We start from the raw sequence: 18,490 nt of genomic DNA on the forward strand, positions 1-18,490 counted from the left end.
GAGTTAAATTTTAATTTCTTTAAATGCACCGGCACTTTCATCGGGGGCATTCCGTAACCAGGTTTCCTGATGAATATAGGCAGCCAGCGTGCTCAGTACCGGCATTTCAAACAGCTGCCCCAACTCCATCTCCACGTCAAACTCTTTATGTATGCGGGATACGACCTGCATAGCTTTCAGCGAATGGCCGCCGATCTCGAAGAAACTGTCTGTTGCGCTGACACGCTCCTGGCCCAGTACTTCTTCCCATATCACCGCCAGCTTTTCTTCCGTATCGCCTGTGGGCGCCACATATTCGCGCCGTCCTGCCAGGCTTGCTTCCAGGAAGACAGGGAGCTGCTTATGGTCCACCTTTCCGTGTACGGTCAACGGCATCTGCTCCAGTTGCGCATAGGCTGAGGGAAGCATATAGTCGGGCAGTCGCCCTGTCAGAAAGCCTCTCAGCACATCAGCAGGAAGGCTTTCTTCCGCCACGTAAAAGGCAGCGAGATATGCGCCGCCGTCCTTCTCAGGCATCGCCAGCACCGTGGCGGCGGTTACACCGGGATGTTCAAGCAGCACCGTTTCAATTTCATCCAGTTCGATCCGATAGCCCCGTATTTTCACCTGCCTGTCTTTTCTTCCGGTATACAGCAGGTTGCCGTCCGGCAGCCATCTGCCGGTGTCTCCCGTGCGGTACATCCGCTGTCCCTGCATCCACGGATGGGGCATGAACTTTTCGGCCGTCAATGCGCTGTTATTGAGGTATCCCTTTGCCACCCCTGCTCCCGCGATGTAGATCTCACCGGGCATTCCCGGTGGCACCAGCCGCTTATCTTCGTTCATGATCAATATCTCCGTGTGGGCGACCGGTTTACCGACTGAAATATCCCTGTCTGCCGCGGTGATTTTTTTGACGGTACAGCCGACCGTTGTTTCCGTAGGGCCGTACTCGTTATATATCTTCATTCCGGGATTCATGCGCAGCAATATGTCCACATGCTCGGGCATCAGTTGCTCCCCACCGCAGATCACCGTACTGACGGCAGTAGTATCAATGGCAAGCGTTCCCGCCAATGCAATATGCGAGGGCGTCAGTTTTAGCGTATCGATATCCGGCGTGGTAAAACACGCCTGTATCAGCGCCGGCATCTGGTCTCCGGTGGCCAGGTACAATGTCCGGCCTCTTGTCAGCGCGGTATAGATGGCCGTCACGGTCAGGTCAAAAGCGATAGAAGTACACAGGCCCCAGTTGCCTGCGCCGGCGTCCTGCCAGTAATAATCATTGGCCCATGAAATATAATTATGCAGGTTATGGTGGCTTACCAGGCATCCTTTCGGTTTGCCGGTGCTGCCGGAAGTATAGATCACATAGGCCGTATCATCGGGCGCCACATCCGGCAGCAGGCTTGCATCGGCGTCGGGAAGGCCTTCCAGCTGTATGTCCAGCGCAAAGACGCCGCCGTTAAACGCCGGCGGTATGTCGGCCAACAGCATGCTGGTCGTCAGGATCACCTTCACCGCCGCGTCGCTGCAGATGTGGGCGATGCGTTCTGCCGGATACGCGGGATCAATCGGAACGTAAGCCGCGCCGGATTTGAGTACTGCCAACAGTGCAATCACCATTTCTGCGGAGCGGTCTGTCATCACCGCCAGCAGGTCTCCCGGCGCTACCGGCTGTTGCAGCAGCCAGGCCGCCAGTGCGGTAGCCTGTCTCTCCATTTCTCCATAGCTCCGGTTACGGCCGTCACAGCTGAGCGCGATCGCATCCGGCGTTAGCTGCGCCTGCCGGGCGATCAACCGGGATACCGGCATCCATGCCGCAGCCGCGGCCACAGGCCTCACAGGATTCAGTAAAGCCTGTTCCGCCGGCAGCAACATGTTGATATCGCTCAATGTTCCCACGCCCGACAGGAACTGTTCAGACACCATCATTAACCTGTCGAGGAATCCGTTCGCCCGGAAGTAAGCTTTATTATAGTTAAGGATGAGCGTTTGACCCGCAGCGGTGTTCCGGATCGAGAACTGCACTTCGTCCTTCGCAAAGTAAGCCAGCACTTTTACCAGCTTGTCACTCCCTTCTTTAATGGTATAAAGGGTCTGATAGTTGTAATAAAACTTCAGTCCGGAGGTGCTGATCAGCCTGTTGAGCTGAAACACAGTGATAAACTGGCGGCCAGCAATCTCCTTCTTCTGGTGCCGCAGGTACATCAGGTATTCTGCCACGCTGCCGGCGAAAGCACTGGCATCATATACCAGCGGCAATATAGCGGTGAAGCAACCGAACGTTTCTTTGGTGAGCGCGTCCCGCCCATGTGTAATATCATTGATAATAAACTGGCCCTGCGGCACCGCATAGAGGCGTACCATCAGGGAATACAGCGCCCTGAAATACAGGGCTTCGGAAATATGGTGTTCCACACAGAAGCGGCTGATCCCGGCCATATGCTCCGCCGGCAGCACCAGCGTTTCTTCCATGCTCTCTTCCGGCACTTCATCATACACGTTGACCGGCACCGGCTCTACATCGCGCAGCTTGAGTTTCCAGTATTCCGTGATGGCAGTGGTATCAAACTGCCGGGGATTATTGGCAACATAATCGTGGTACTGGTACTGGTTAAAAAGTTCTGCTGGTATCTCCTCCCTGCGTTTACCATACACTTTCTCAAACATCCTGAAGAACAGTACCGAAGAGGTCACGTCTGAGATCAGGTGGTGAATACTGATAAGATTGACATAACAACGATCATTGATTTTTATCAGGAAATATTTCACCAGCTCCTTATCCAGTCCGTGGTCCAGCGTAACATACGCTCCGAGCCTGTCTTTAAGGTCTTCCTCCCGCAGCTGCAGCGCGGAAAGGTCTATCTCCTCCGTATTGAGCGTGAGATGCTTCCGGAGCCCCTGATATACTTCCCCTTCCTGTTCCGCCAGGCGGGTGGTCAGGATAGGATATATTTCATTGACGACCCCGATAGCTTCCTTCCACAAGCGGACGTCGAGATACTCCTCCACGGCATAAAAGATCACCCTGTGCGCCGTTTCCCTGGGCAGTATTTTGCAGTTCAGGTAAAAATCCTCCTGCCTTGCAGACAGTGGGTACAACAGGGATATATCGTCAGTCGACGCTTCCATCAGCGCAAACAGTTCGGGATCATGTCCGTCACTTAGCTGGTAGGCGCCTATGGGTTGTTGCGGAGCGGCAATGATTCCAGCGATCAGCCTGCGAAGCCAGGCGGCCCAGAGGTTTATTTTTCCGGCGGTGAACAGGTCTGTTTTAAATTCGAAAGTGACATACCAGTCTTCGGGGTTCTGCGTGATATACAGCATCAGATCGGCCTTGGAGGTATCTGCCCCGTTGAACACCGGTGAGATGTTCACGCCTTCCATTCCCTGTTTGGGCTGGCGGGTTTCGAAAGAAGAGAAATTGTCTATCTGGAAATATACGTTGCCGATATTCCTGCTTTGCTGCACTTTTTCCAGGTCGTTGAGCAGGTGTTCAAAAGGATAGTAGTTATAGTGTACAACATCGAGATACCGCTTCATCACTTCAGACAGGAAGTCAGCGAACGGTTTATCGCCTTCCGGGAAATTGCGGATACCGAATGTTTTCACGAACACGCCCAGTATATTTTCCAGGTCTGTATGCTCACGGCCGGCGCTGGCGCATAGTACCGTAATGTCTTCCTCCTTGCTGATCCTGGAGAGAAAAACATTAAAAACACAGAGCATCAGCGGATAGAGCGTCACGTTGTATTTTCTTGCCAGCGACTCCAGTCCCTGCTTTAAATGTGCCTCCAGCCTGAACGTATGACTGGCTCCTTTAAAGTTACGGGAAGCGGAAACAGACTTGCCGCCATGCAGGCTGACGGGTTTGATACCTCCTTCAAAATGCCGCAGCCAGAAAGCCCTGGCTTCTGACAGGCGGCTGCTTTCCAGCTGCTTTTTTTCCCAGCAGGCATAGTCTTTATATTGCAGCCGCAAGGGAGGCAACGGACTTTGTTGTTTCAGCCTGCAGGCGTTATACAGCACCGCAGTTTCTTCCATCAGCAGGTTCAGCGACCACCCGTCGCATACCAGGTGGTGAATGGTGAACATCAACATAAACCGCTGATCTTCCAGGTGCAGCAGCCTGACGCTGACGAGCGGGCCTCTAACGAGGTCAAATGATTTACCGACTTCCTGCTTTTTGATGAGATCGACTGCCTTTTCCTGTTCCGGTTCCGTTCTCAGATCAGCATATATAGCGCCAAGCCATCCCGGTATTGCCGGATGGATTTTCTGCATGGGCGTACCACCTGTTTCCAGGAAAGTAGTCCGCAGGCTTTCGTGCCGCACGACCAGCAGGTCCAGGCACGACTCAAAAGCCCGGATATCGAGATCGCCATCAAACTGCAGGACACTGGAGATATTATAAGCGACCTTTCTCTCTTCGAACTGGGACAGCATCCAGATGCTTCTTTGCGCAAAGGAGAGATCGTAAGCGGCTGCTGGAGGCGCCGGCACGATGTCTTCCTGTTCACTGCGGGAGGAACCGGCGATCCACGCTGCCAGGGACTGCAGCACCGGGTGTTCAAAAAAGTGTTTTAGTCCTATCTGTACTTTCATGCCGCGATGCACCCTTGATATCACCTGCATGGCTGCCAGCGAATGCCCACCCAGCTCAAAGAAATTATCCAGCACGCCGATACCTTCTCTTCCCAGCACTTCCTCCCATATTTTGGCCAGTTGTTTTTCTGCCGTTGTCTGCGGCGCAATATAATTGTCGTTACCGGACAATCCTGCTTTTACCGGGTCCGGCAGTGCTTTTCTGTCGGTTTTACCGTTGGCTGTCAGCGGAAATGCCTCCAGCTGTACAAACCAGGCTGGCACCATATATTCCGGCAAGATACCTGACAGGTATTGTTTCAGTATTCTTCCGTCCAGCGTCTCTTCCGCCGTGATATAAGCCACCAGCGCGTGACTGTTGCCTCCCGGTTCCGGTTGGGCTATCACCAGCGCCGACTTTACTTTCTCATGCCGTAAAAGGGCCGTCTCCACTTCCCCGGTTTCGATACGATAACCGCGGACCTTCACCTGGTGATCTTTCCGTCCGATATATTCGATGTTGCCGTCCGGCAGCCAGCGGCCTATATCACCGGATCGATACAACAACCCGCCGGGGCTGAACGGGTCGGGTATGAATTTTTCCTGCGTCAGCACGGGGTTGTTCATATATCCCCTGGCCAGCCCGGCGCCACAAACACAAAGCTCTCCCGGTACACCTACCGGCATCAGCTGCTGCCGCGCATCCAGGATATAAACGCCCACAGTGGGGATAGGAACGCCGATATTGCTGGCCGGCATACTTGTTTCGGCAATTGTTATTTCCTTATAGGTGGTGTGCACTGTCGTTTCTGTGATACCGTACATGTTGATCAGCTTCACACCGGGATACGCATGCTTCCAGGCGGCCAATCTTGCCGGCAGCAGCGCTTCACCGCCAAAGATCACGCAACGCAGCGCTTTGATCTCATATTCATCTTCCATGGCCACATGCATCAGCTGATAGAAAGCCGAAGGCGTCTGATTTAAAATGGTAACGCCTTTTTCCCTTATCAGCTGCCAGCAGCGGTAGCTATCCCGCGCAACTTCCGTCGGCACTACGATCAGCCGGCCGCCATAGAACAAGGCGCCGTACATCTCCCAGACCGAAAAGTCAAAATTGTAGGAATGCAACATGGTCCATACGTCGTTCTCCGTAAAGGCAAACAGGCTTTCTTCATGAAAGAACAGCCGCACCACGTTCCGATGGGTGATCATTACCCCTTTGGGCTGCCCGGTAGTGCCGGAGGTATAGATAACATAAGCCAGGCCGGATGCTGTTGCCACCGCCGGCGGATTGATATCCGGGTAAGCGTCGAAACCGATAGCAGTAATATCGATGCATTCCGCCGGCGTTGCGCAGGTATGTCCGTCAGACAGCACCAGGCTTATTTTCGCGTCGTCAAGGATATACTGTTGTCTTTCTTCAGGAAATGACGGGTCTATGGGAACGTAGGCCCCTCCTGCTTTCAGGATGCCCAGGATAGCGATGATCGTATGGGCCGTTTTGTTCATCAGCAATCCTACCGCCACCTCCCTGCCGATACCTTTTTCTTTCTGCAGGAAGTGCGCAAGCCGGTTGGCCCTTTCATTCAGCTCTTCGTAGGTCAGCGGCAGCTCCCCGTCGTCCACCGCAATGCGCGCCGGCGTTTGGACTGCCTGCTTTTCAAAAAGAGATACGATCGTTTCCGTTTCCGGATACCTGACCTGTGTTTTGTTCAGCGATACCAGCAGCGCTTCCTTTTCATCCGGCAGCAGGTAATCCAGCAGGGCCACTTCCGCAGCCGGTTGCGCTATCGCCGCTGCCAACAATTGTTCCAGGTGGCGGCACAATACATCTATATTGCGCCGGCTGAAAATATCCGTGTTGTAGGTTAATGACAGCGAAACATTGTCTCCCGCCATCGTGAAATTAAACAGCAGGTCATATTCGCTGATATCGCCTTCCGCTTTCTCCATCGTTTTTACCTGTAAGCCATCGAGCGATGTAATACCCTCACCGGCGCCCGCCTGTTCATTGATCTGTGACACGACCAGTACATCGAAGAGCGGCGACCGGCTCATATCTCTGTCCAGCGGTAGCTTGTCCAGCAGCATATCCAGCGGATACAGCTGATGATCGTAGGCGGCGGTGAGCACCTGCCGCTGCCGGCGTACCAGTTCCCTGAACGTATCCGAGCCACTGAAGCGGGTCCTAAGCGCCAGCGTATTCAGGTACAGCCCTATCTGGTTTTCCAGTTCCGTAAAATCCCTGCCGGCTACCGGCAGGCCCATAATAATATCTTCCTGACCGGTATACCGGTGAAAAAGCGCGTTGATGCCTGCCAGAAGGCCTGTAAACAGGGTGGCGCCTTCTTCCCGGCACAATTTGTTTAATCCAGCTGTGAGCGACGGTGAAAAGCGTATGAACACGCTGGCGCCGTTGCTGGTTTTAACAGCAGGCCGTATGTTATCTGCCGGCAGGTCCAACACCGGCAGGTCTCCGGACAACTGCGTCAGCCAGTAGGTTTCCGCTTTTTTCAGATCGTTTTGCAGCTGTGTTTCCAGCCACGCCGTATAGTCTTTGTACTGGAAAGCCAGTTCCGGCAGACGGGGCTGCTGCCCTTGCCTGAAAAGGTTATAGGCGATGATCACCTCTTTGGCCAGTACTTCCATAGACCATCCGTCGCTGATGATATGGAACATGGAGTAGAAGAACGCATGAAGCCCGTCGTGTACCTTCACCAGTTTTACCCGTAGTGGCGGCGACTTCCGTAAATCAAACGGTGTATTCTGCTCTTTCTCCGCCATGGTTCTCAGTATCTCCTGCGGAGCAGACCTGGCGCTGATATCTATGTATTCCATTACCGCCGGTATTTCTTCCGGCGCCAGGATATGCTGCCGCACTTCGCCGTCTTCCTGCTCTCTGAAGCAGGTGCGAAGGCTTTCATGACGACTGATCACGTAGCGTAACGCCTGCTCCAGCACCGGCGCCTCGAGAGGACCTTCCAACACCAGGGAGCGGCACATGTTGTACACCAATCCTCCTTCTCCTGATTGATTCAGCGCCCAGAAACGTTTCTGGGCACGGCTCATGGGATAATGCCCGCCGGGAGCTACCACAGGGATGTTCAACGCCTGGGAGGAGCCTTCCGCCATTTTGAAAAATGCGATAATCGCCTCCTTTTGTTCCCGGATCTGCTGTTTCAGTTCTTCCGTCAGCACATTACTTCCTTTTGGAGCCGCGACTTTGAGATTGCCCTCTGTTACTTCCAGCGTTATCTGCTGTTCTTTTAATGCGATAATAAAATCCGCTATTCTCATAAGATTATTTCTTCTTTTTCAATGTGCTGTACATCGGCCGTCTGTAAGGCATTGACTTTTTCTATATCGTCAATCAGCAGGGCCAGTTCCTTGATAGTCTGGGCGTTGAAAATATCGGCGATGCCGATTTTTATGGCGAAGCGGCTCCTGATCATATTCAGCAGCTTCATGCCGCTCAGGCTTTGTCCGCCGAGGGTGAAAAAGTTGTCCGTCACGCTGACAGGGCTGACTTCCAGTACTGTCTCCCAGATAGCCTGCAGTTTTTCTTCCGTGGGCGTAGTGGGGCCTGCATATTCATTTTCCACCGGTGTTTGCGTCAGCAGCCGTTCTTTTACCCGCTTCCTGTCTGTTTTACCATTGGGCGTCAGTGGTAGTTCAGGCAACGTAACGAACCGCCATGGCATCATGTACGGGGGCAGCTGCTTTCCTAACAACGCCCGGAGCTGTCCGGTATCCGGCGCGTTATCCGCTACCAGGCAGGCCACAAGGCCCGCATCTCCCTTTGGTGAATTTTCCACCAGCACCACCGCTTCGCGGATACCCGGAATACCCGTCAGCACAGCTTCAATTTCCCCGGGCTCGATGCGGTGGCCGCGTACTTTCACCTGGTCGTCCAGGCGGCCCAGGCATTCCAGGCGGCCGTCCGGCAGCCAGCGCGCCAGGTCGCCTGTCCGGTACAAACGTCCGCCCGCCACAAACGGGTCTTCCACGAACCGTTCTGCCGTCAGCGCCTCCCGGTGCAGATAACCGGGGGTCACCCCTTCGCCGCCAATGTACAGCTCTCCGGCTACGCCAACGGGCAACAGCTGCATATGACTGTTGAGCACGTACACCCGCGTATTCAGCACCGGACGGCCGATGCTCACCTGCCCGTCCAGCGCCGCAGGCGGGCACACACACGACCAGATCGTCGTTTCCGTAGGGCCGTACATGTTATATACAGACATATTGTAATGGCTGCGCAACTGCGCCAGCAAAGGCGCCGGCAAAGGCTCCCCGCCCAGCAGCAGCGCACGCAGCGAGCCCAGTACTTTCGCTGAACTGCCCTCTTCTTCGAGCAGGCGCAGCAGCGACGGCGTGGACTGCATCATTGTGATCGGCCGGTGCGCCGCAAGGCCGGTGGCCTTAAACTCCTGCCGCAGCAGGTCCAGCTCCTCCAACCCTTGCAGCACTTTATCTTCCGCAATGCCAAAGTCTACCAGGCAGGCCACCTCGTTAACGCCGATGTGGCGCAGACGGCTGACCAGCTGGCGACAGCCGGCACGCGTGCCGATAAGCGCGCTGCCTCCCGCGTAACGCCGGTAGCTGTTGCGCAGGATCTTCTCTTTCAGTTCTTCGTTGATATCTTCTTCTTTCAGCCCGGATTCTTCCAGCATGATGCGGCTGAGGCCTATGGAGCTTTTCAGGTAGCTGATAAAGGGCGCCTCTGCTGCTGCCAGCACCGCTTCCTCGTCCGTTCCCAGGTAAGCATGTAACATCACCGTAACGGTGCCCGGGCCCTCATGGCCATGCTGACGGCGGCTTTCACGGTATATCCTGATTTTGCCGGCCAGCTCCTCCAGGTCCTGCCCCAGCAGGTGTGTGAGCACATGAGCGCCGATAGCGCCCGCGCTTCTGAACGACTCTTCGCTGCCCGCAGCCGTTACCCACACAGGCAGCGTTGCCTGCACCGGGCGGGGATATACCTGCAGCGATACTTCCTGCCCGAAGCCATTGGTACGGGTGATGCTGCCTCCTTCCCAGAGGCGGCGCACTTCGGCTATCTGCTCGTACATCCGCTGGTGGCGCGATGCATAAGGGGTAGACGACAAAACAAAATCGTTCGCGTTCCAGCCGGGGGCAAACGACAGCCCTACCCGGCCGCCGGACAGGTTGTCCACCACCGCCCATTCCTCCGCGATGCGCACCGTATCGTGCAGCGGCGCTACCACGCTGCCGCTGCGGATCTCCAGCCGGCGGGTGCTTACCGCCAACGCCGCCCCGATAACAGACGGATTGGGATACAAGCCGCCAAACTCATGAAAATGACGCTCCGGCGTCCATACCGCCCGGAACCCATGCTCGTCCGCATAGCGCACGGAAGACTGCAGAAGATCGTATTTATTGGCACTGCCATGATCGTAGCTGGAGAAGAAAAACAGGCTGAAGTCCACTGTGGCCGGTGCTTCCTCCGTATAACGGTCAAGGTTGCCCGGGATACGGTCCGACGGATGTATCACCACCTGTACCCCGCGGCAGAGGGTCCACAACAGCTCCAGCACGGAGATATCGAAGGAAGTGCTGGTCATCGCCAGCAGGCAGTCATCCGCCTGCAAAGGCACTTCCCGGTCCATGGCCGAAAAGAAGTTGACCACATTGCGGTGGTTTACCATCACCCCTTTCGGACGGCCCGTAGAACCGGAGGTATAGATCACGTAACACAAGTCTTCCGGCAACACGGTGTACGGCGTGTAACCGGCACCGTTATCCTCCTTCACAGCTGTCTCCAATTGCAGTATGGCGCCGTCATAGCCTGCCGGCAGCGCTGTTCCCTCACCGGCCACCAGCACGCGGGCGCCGCAGTCTTCCAGTACGTAGCTGATACGCTCCGCAGGATAAGCCGGGTCCAATGGCACATAGGCCGCCCCGGCTTTGAGGATGCCTAACATCCCCGCCATCAGGTGAACGGAACGTTCCGTCATCAGCGCTACCAACGCTCCCGGTTGTACGTGCAGCTGTTCCGTCAGCAGCCGCGCCACCCGGTCGGACTGTTCATCCAGTTCCCGGTAAGTCAACGCGCCGGCTTCAAAAACAACGGCCGTCTCTTCCGGCCGCAGCGATGCCTGCCGGCGGAACAGGCTGACAATGCTTTCTGTCTTCGGAAAATCATTGGTCGTATTGTTAAAGGCAGACAGTTGCTGCATTTTTTCTGCTGATGTTAAATAGTCCAGCATGCCCAGTGCGTGCTCCGGATGTCCGGCGGCAAATACCAGCAACAGTTCCAGATGCGTCAGCAGGTTGCGGGCAAAGGAGGCGCTGTAAATGTCTGTATTGTAGTTCAGCAACACCTCCACCGAATCGCCCGTCTCCATAAAAGAAAATTCGAGATCAAACTGGCTCGTCACTCTTTGCATGCCTTCCGGCTGCCGCCATTGTAATCCTGACATGCCACCTGTGTTACCATTGCCAGCAACGGACGACTGGTTCTGCATAATCACCAGTACGTCGAACAGGGGTGAACGGCTGGTATTGCGTTCCAGCTGTAACTGGTTTACCAGCAGGTCAAAGGGATATACCTGGTGCTGATAGGCAGCCAGCAGCACTTCCCTTTCCTGTTTCAGCAGTGCCCGGAAAGTGTCTGTTGCCGCGAAACGGGTACGAAGTGGCAGCGTATTAAGATATAATCCGATCTGGTTTTCCAGCTCTTTGAGATCTCTTCCTGCAATCGGGCTGCCGATGATAATATCTTCCTGACCGGTATAGTGATGAAACAATGCTTTTAATCCGGCCAGCAGGCCCATAAAGAGGGAGGCTTCTTCTTCACGGCACAGTTGCAGTAACGCATGTACCGTCGTCGCGGGCAGCATGCTGCCGATCGTAGCACCGTGATGGGTTTTCACCGACGGGCGGCGTTTCTCCGCAGGCAGGTCCAGCACAGGTATGGGGCCGGACAGCTGCTCCAGCCAGTAAGCGCGATGTTTCTCCAGGTGGCTGTCGTTGTTACCGGAGGCCTGCCATACTGCAAAATCTTTGTATTGGATAGGCAATGCAGGTAACACCGGGCTGGTGCCCTCTTTCAGCGCGTTATAGACGGTAGTCATCTCCTTTATCAACACCTGCAGTGACCACCCGTCGCTGATGATGTGATGCATGGTATAAAGCAACGCATGTGCAGCATCATGCAGTTTCACCACTTTGATGCGGAGCAAAGGGCCTTGCCGGAGATCAAAGGGAGCCTGTTGCGCTTCGACAAACATCTGCTGCAGCCTTTCCATGATGTCTTTTTCATAGCTGATATCTTCATAAACCATATCTGCAGGCTGCTCACCGGCGTCCAGGATGTATTGGCGGATATTGCCGGCGGCGTCTTCCCGGAAAACGGTCCGCAGGCTCTCGTGGCGGCGCCATAACACCTCAATGGCCTCTTCGAGCAGCGTTTTGCTCAGCGGGCCTTCCAGGACACAGACGCCGGGAACATTATAAGCCGCCGATGCCTCTTCAAACTGGCTCAGTATCCAAAAACGTTGTTGTGCATGGCTGAGCGGGTAGCTCTCCTGCAAAGGCGCTTTGGGTATCTCAATGATGCTGCGCGGCGCTGCCACCCCGAGGAAAGCGGCCTGTTCATGCAGCACGGGGTAAGTGAACAGATCGTTCAGCTCCACTTCCAGCTGAAACAAGCTACGGATACGGCTCAACAGCTGCATCGCTTTCAGGCTATGTCCGCCCAGCAGGAAAAAGTGATCGTTTCTTCCTACCTGTTCTCTTCCCAATACCTCCTGCCACAGGGAGGCCAATTGTATTTCCAGCGTACCTGCCGGCGCCACGAACTGCTCCCCGGGTTTATCTGCCGCCAGCGGGTCGGGCAGCGCTTTACGGTCTACCTTTCCGTTATGGGTCAGCGGTAGCGCCGCCAACTGCATAAACACGGCCGGCACCATATATTCCGGCAGCCGCGCCGCCATGAAGCTGGTCAGCGCCTCCCGATCGGCCATTGCCGGGGCAACGATAAACGCGGCCAGGTAGCTGCCCTCTCCGGTTGGCTCTTTCCTCATTTGCACCACTGCGTGGGTGATACCCGGGTATTGCAGCAGTGTTTGTTCTATCTCTTCCAGCTCAATACGATAGCCTCTTATTTTTACCTGTTGGTCGTTCCTTCCCAAAAAGAGCAGATTGCCCTCCGCATCCCACCGGCCAATATCACCGGTGCGATACAACCGTTCATTTTTCCGGTAAGGATTTTCGATGAACCTGCTGGCTGTCAGCCCGCTGTTATGAAGATAGCCAAGCGCCAGGCCCTCGCCACCGATACATATTTCGCCCGGTATGCCGGCCGGAAGCAGCTGCCCGCGGTCGTCCAGGATGAAGATCCGGTTATTGGCGATCGGCTTGCCTATCGGAACTCCCGCCGGCAGAGGCATCGCCGGGTCTACTTTATAGATGGTGGCGCAGACAGAATTTTCCGTAGGCCCGTAAGCGTTATAGTAGTTTAGTTTTTTACTGAAGCGGAGCGCTGTAGCCTTATCCGCTTCCTGCCCTGCTGTGATCAGTACCCGCAGCCCGGACAGCTCCTCTTCATTAAAGAGTTGCAGGTAAGCGGGAGGCAGAGTGATCACGGTGATCTGATGTTGCTGCAGGTATTGTATGAACAGTTCGCGTTCGCGCAATACCGTTTCGCTGATCATCACCAGTGAAGCGCCGGAGAAAAACGCCATAAAACATTCCGATACAGATGCATCGAAAGACAGTGAAGCAAATTGCAGCACCTTATCATCCGGCCGTATCTCAAACTGGCGCACCTGGTCCAATGACATATTTACCACGCCGCTATGCGCTACCATCACGCCTTTAGGCTGCCCGGTACTACCGGAAGTGTAGATCACATAGGCCAGAGAAGACGGATCTGCCAGTCCTTCAGGGTTATCAACGCTTTCGTTCAGGCTTTCCAGTTGTACATCCAATGCAAACAAGGCGCCGGTATAATAATCGATCATTTCAAACAGGCGATCGGAGAACGTAAGCACCAGTTTAGGAGCGGCGTCTTCCAGCATGAAGCGGATGCGCTCCTGTGGATAAGACGGATCTACCGGCACATAGGCAGCTCCTGCTTTCAGTACCGCGAGTATCCCGATGATGACCAGCTCTGAACGGTCTGCAATAATAGCAACAAGGTCGCCGGGAAGGATAGCATAGGTATTACGCAGATAGTGAGCCAGCTGATTGGAGCGTTCATTCAGTTCGCGGTAGGTCAGCTGCCGGCCGCCCTGTATGAGCGCCGGCCTGTCCGGCGTCTGCGCCGCCTGTTGCTCAAACCGTTGATGCAACGTCTGTTTTTCGCCGAAAGAAAAAGCCGTATCGTTGAAAGTATTTAACAGCAGCTGCTGTTCAGCTGCTGACAGGTACGTTATACTGTCGATCGCCTCCTGCGGACGAAGCGTCACCTCGTGCAACAGCTGCAGATAATGCGCACAAAGTGCGTTGACATTGCGCTCGCTGTAAATGTCGGTATTATAGGTAAGTGAGAGGTCCCATCCGCCCGGTGCTTCCACGAAACTGAAAAGCAGGTCGAACTGACTTCTTTCCTGTTTCATTTCATCCGCCTCTCTTCGGGAAAGCCCATCCAAACCCACTGTCTTGTCGTATACATTCGTAGACACCTGGTTCTGCATCCCCACCATGATATCGAACAGTGGCAGGCGGCTCCTGTCCCTGGGCAGCGGCAGTTTTTCTATCAGCATATCGAAGGGATAGGACTGGTGTGCATAGGCATCCAGCAACACCTGTTTTTCTTTTGCCAGCAGGCTGGCAAAAGTGTCTTTTCCGCTAAAGCGGGTACGTAAAGCCAGGCTGTTGACATACAGGCCTATCTGGTCTTCCAGGTCCTGATGTTCCCTGCCAGCCACAGGGCTGCCAACGATGATATCTTCCTGGCCGGTATAGCGGTAAAAAAGCGCTTTCAGCGCGGCGAGCAGCCCCATAAAAAGCGTAGCGCCTTCTTTATGGCAAAGGGCTGTCAAAGCGCCCATCACCGAAGGCGGCAGGCTCACCGTGACACTGCTGCCGGGGTGTGTTTTGATCGCCGGGCGACGTTTATCTGCCGGCAGGTCCAGCACAGGTAGCTCACCAGACAACTGTTCCAGCCAATAGCGTTCGTGCGCGCGGAAAGCGGCTGTATCTTTTCCGGACGACTGCCATGCGGCATAGTCCCGGTACTGCAGTGGCAGCGGCGCCAGCACGGGTTCGCTGCCCTCACGAAAATGATTATACGCTGTAATTACGTCCCTGGACAGCACTTCCATCGACCAGCCATCACTGATAATATGATGCATGGTATAAAACAACGCAAATTGCTGTTCCGATACTTTCACCACTTTCGTCCTTATCAGTGGCCCCTGGCCCAGGTCGAACCTGGTATGCTGCTCTGCGGAGAATATTTCCCGCAGCACTGCGGCAGTATCCGGCTGGTCACTGATGTCAACAAAGAGCGGCGCCCATGTCAGTTTGTCTACCGGCAGCACATACTGGCGCACCTCCCCCGAAGCATCCTCCCTGAACACTGTCCGCAGGCTTTCGTGCCTGCCGGCGACATATCGCAGCACTTTCTCCAGCAATGATGGCACCAATACACCGTCAAACAAAAGGAAGCCGGTAACGTTATAGGCGGCAGAACCGTCGCTGAACTGACTTAGTATCCAGAGCCTGCGCTGCGCGTGACTAAGCGGATAACTTTCCTGGTCGGCCACCCGCGGTATAGCGGCAAACGCCTGACCGGAAGCCTGTTCCAGGTATGCCGCCTGCGAGGCAACATCCGGATAGGTAAAAATATCTGCCAGCAGGATCTTTGCTTCAAACACCTGTTTTATCCTGCTCACCAGCTGAATGGCTTTCAGGCTGTGACCGCCCGCTTCAAAGAAGTTATCATAGATACCAATCCTTGTCTGGCCCAATACCTCTTCCCATATCTTCACCAAACGCTCTTCCGTTTCCGTACCTGCCGGCGCATAGGCTGCGCTGCGGCTGGCATCACCGGCGCCCGGTACAGGCAGCGCCTGGCGGTCTATCTTGCCATTGCCGGTTAACGGCAGCTGCGGCAGGCTGATGTAATAGCCGGGCAGCATATAGTCCGGCAATAAGCCCGACAGGTAGCTCCGCACTGCGGACGGCGGGCATGGCTTGTCTGTGACCAGGTACGCGGCCAGGTATCTGCTTCCTGTACCATCTTCACGGGCCATCACTACCGCTTCGCGGATGTCTTCATGGCTGAGCAGGGCACGTTCTATTTCGCCCGTCTCAATGCGGAAGCCGCGTATCTTCACCTGTGTGTCGCGGCGGCCCATAAACACCACCTCTCCGCTTTCATTCCACCGGCCAAGATCTCCGCTGCAGTAGATGCGGCCTCCCGGCACAAACGGATCGGGCACAAACTTCTCCGATGTGAGCTCCGGTTGCCCAAAATAACCTGCGGACACGCCGGCGCCACCGATACAGATTTCCCCCATAACGCCCGCCGGTAACAGTTGGTGATCTTTGTCCAGTATATAGATGGTGCTGCCGGGCAATGGCCGTCCTATGCACGCTCCGCTGGCAGGCAGCACGCCGGCGCCGATATTGTAGCTTACCGCCGTGCAGAAGATAGTGCCTTCCGTGGGACCATAGGTAACCACGATTTCCGCTTTCCTGAAGATGGACGACAGCTTCTGCAGCAAAGTATCGGGGATGGTATCGCCACCGATAAATATTTTTTCTATATGGTCAAACGTTCCCGTCAACCCGTTGTCCAGTATATGATCGGCTACCAGGTTGTACACACCGGGCACCGTATCGATCATCGTTGCCTGTTGCAGCAATGCCGTGAAAGCAGGCAGATCATCTATCACCTGTCTGTCGGCGATCAGGCTGGCGCCTCCGCTCAGCAAGGGCGTCAGCAACTGGAACAGGGAGATATCGAAGCTCGGGGAGGCCACGAACGGAAACACCGTACCGGGGCCGCTTCCAAACTGCTGCACTGCGGCAAAGAAATGCGCCGCATTGCCATGCGTTACCTGCACTCCTTTAGGTGCTCCGGTACTGCCCGAGGTATAGATCATATAAGCAATGTCCGGCAAGCGGGTGGTACGGACCGGATCAGTGACATCACCGGCTTCCGTTTGCGCCGCCGGCAACGGCACCGCCACTGCACCGGTAGCGCCTGGCAACTGAACATCTTTTCCCGTCAACACCAGTCGTATACCCGCATCCGTTAGCATATGTACAATTCGTTCTTCCGGGTAGCCGGCATCCAGCGGCACATAACCAGCTCCCGCCTTCCAGATACCCAGCAGCCCGGATACCAGTTCAGGGGAACGCTCCGCCATCAGGCCAACCAGCTGTCCGGGTTTTACCTGTTGTTTTTCCCGCAGGTAATGCGCTATCCGGTTGGCCGCTTCATTCAGTTCGCGGTAGCTGACCTTCCGGCTGCCATGCACCAGTGCGACAGCCTCGGGCGTGGCCCGGGCCTGCGCCTCAAAAAGATCAGGCGTTATCACGGCAGCCGGCAACGACGGCAGCTGATGTATACCGCTGAAAGCTTCCAGTTGCTGCTGTGCCGCCGCCCCTATCCAGGAGATATTCCTCAAAGGCAGCGCTGCATCCTGCACCAACGCGGATGCCAGCTGCTCCATATGCGCCCGTAACTCCTCCGCCATCTTATTCGTATAGGCGTTGGCATTATAGCTGAATTTAATCGTAATTGTATCTCCGGGATAGACCGTCACATTAAAGTCGTAGCTGGACTGCTCCGTTCCACCGGTGCTGATAACAGATAACGCCATGCCGGCAGCAGCGGACTGCTGTTGTATCTTCTCCGCTACCGGGTAGTTTTCGAAGATCATGATATGGTCCATCAGTCTCACGCCCAGCTCACTTTGCTGCTGCACATCCGCCAGCTGCACATAGTGATGCGGCATACTTTCTATCGCCCGCTGCTGAACGGCCTTTAACAGTTCAGCGAAAGTAGTGTCCCGGTCTGTTTGTATCCTTACCGGGATGGTGTTGATAAACAGCCCGATCATTTGTTCTATGCCCGCTATTTCAGGCGGCCGGCCGGATACAACCGCTCCAAACACCACATCATGCGTATTATTGTATTTTGCCAGTAACACGCCCCACAGGGACTGTATCACCGTATTCAAAGTGACTTTGTATTTTCTGCCCAACGCCATCAGTCCGTCACTGACTGCTTTATCGAGGTTACAGGACAACTCCGCCAGCTGGTAGCTGCCTTGTTTATCCTGCATAGCTCCCGGCACCGGCGTCTGCACGCTATATCCCGACAGATAGCCGCTCCAGTATTGCAAAGCAGCCTGCCGGTCTATACGCTCCAGGTATTTGATATATCGCTGATAGGGCGCTACCTCCGGTAAACGTGCCGGCTTTCCTGCCAGCAAGCCATGATAGATGGCCAGAAACTCTTCGATGATCACCGACAAACACCACCCATCCATCAGGATGTGATGATGGCTCCAGATAAGGTAGTATTCCTCTTCTGCCAGCCGGGCCAGGCTTACCCTTAACAGGTTACCTTTGCCAAGGTCAAACAACTGCTCCTTGTCTTTTTCGAGCAGTGAACGGATGACGGCGTCCTGGTTATCCGGCCCGGTGGTAGTCCGAAGGTCTTCATAACATACCTTTGCCTCCTGTTGTTTTAAGACAATCTGCCGGGGGGCTGTCATGTCCGGCTGAACAAACAATGCTCTGAGCACATCATACCGATCGATAATTTCCTGAAAGCTCCGGCCCAGCAAGGCCACATCCAGCTTGCCCTTTATATGAAAGGACGTTTGGGTAAAATATGCGCGGGAAGAGGGGTCCAACAGATGGTGATAAAATATTCCTTCCTGTAAGGGACTGAGCCTGGAGATGTATTTGATATTTTCCTTTACCAGCATAT

2 protein-coding genes are annotated in these 18,490 nt (G+C 54.9%); both read right to left on the bottom strand.

Annotated features, from left to right (window positions below; all coding sequences use genetic code 11):
- Positions 1 to 3: 3 nt before the first annotated feature.
- Positions 4 to 7,866, bottom strand: a complete 7,863-nt coding sequence (locus HF324_RS18355; protein WP_168860468.1) for a non-ribosomal peptide synthetase — start codon at positions 7,864 to 7,866, stop codon at positions 4 to 6.
- Positions 7,863 to 18,488 carry a non-ribosomal peptide synthetase gene (locus HF324_RS18360; RefSeq protein WP_168860469.1) on the bottom strand — a complete coding sequence of 3,542 codons (10,626 nt, stop codon included), beginning with the start codon at positions 18,486 to 18,488 and terminating at the stop codon, positions 7,863 to 7,865. Before HF324_RS18360 ends, HF324_RS18355 begins: the two co-directional genes overlap by 4 nt.
- Between the last annotated feature and the right edge of the window lie 2 nt (positions 18,489 to 18,490).

Source organism: Chitinophaga oryzae, from assembly GCF_012516375.2.
In the GTDB taxonomy this organism is placed as follows: domain Bacteria; phylum Bacteroidota; class Bacteroidia; order Chitinophagales; family Chitinophagaceae; genus Chitinophaga; species Chitinophaga oryzae.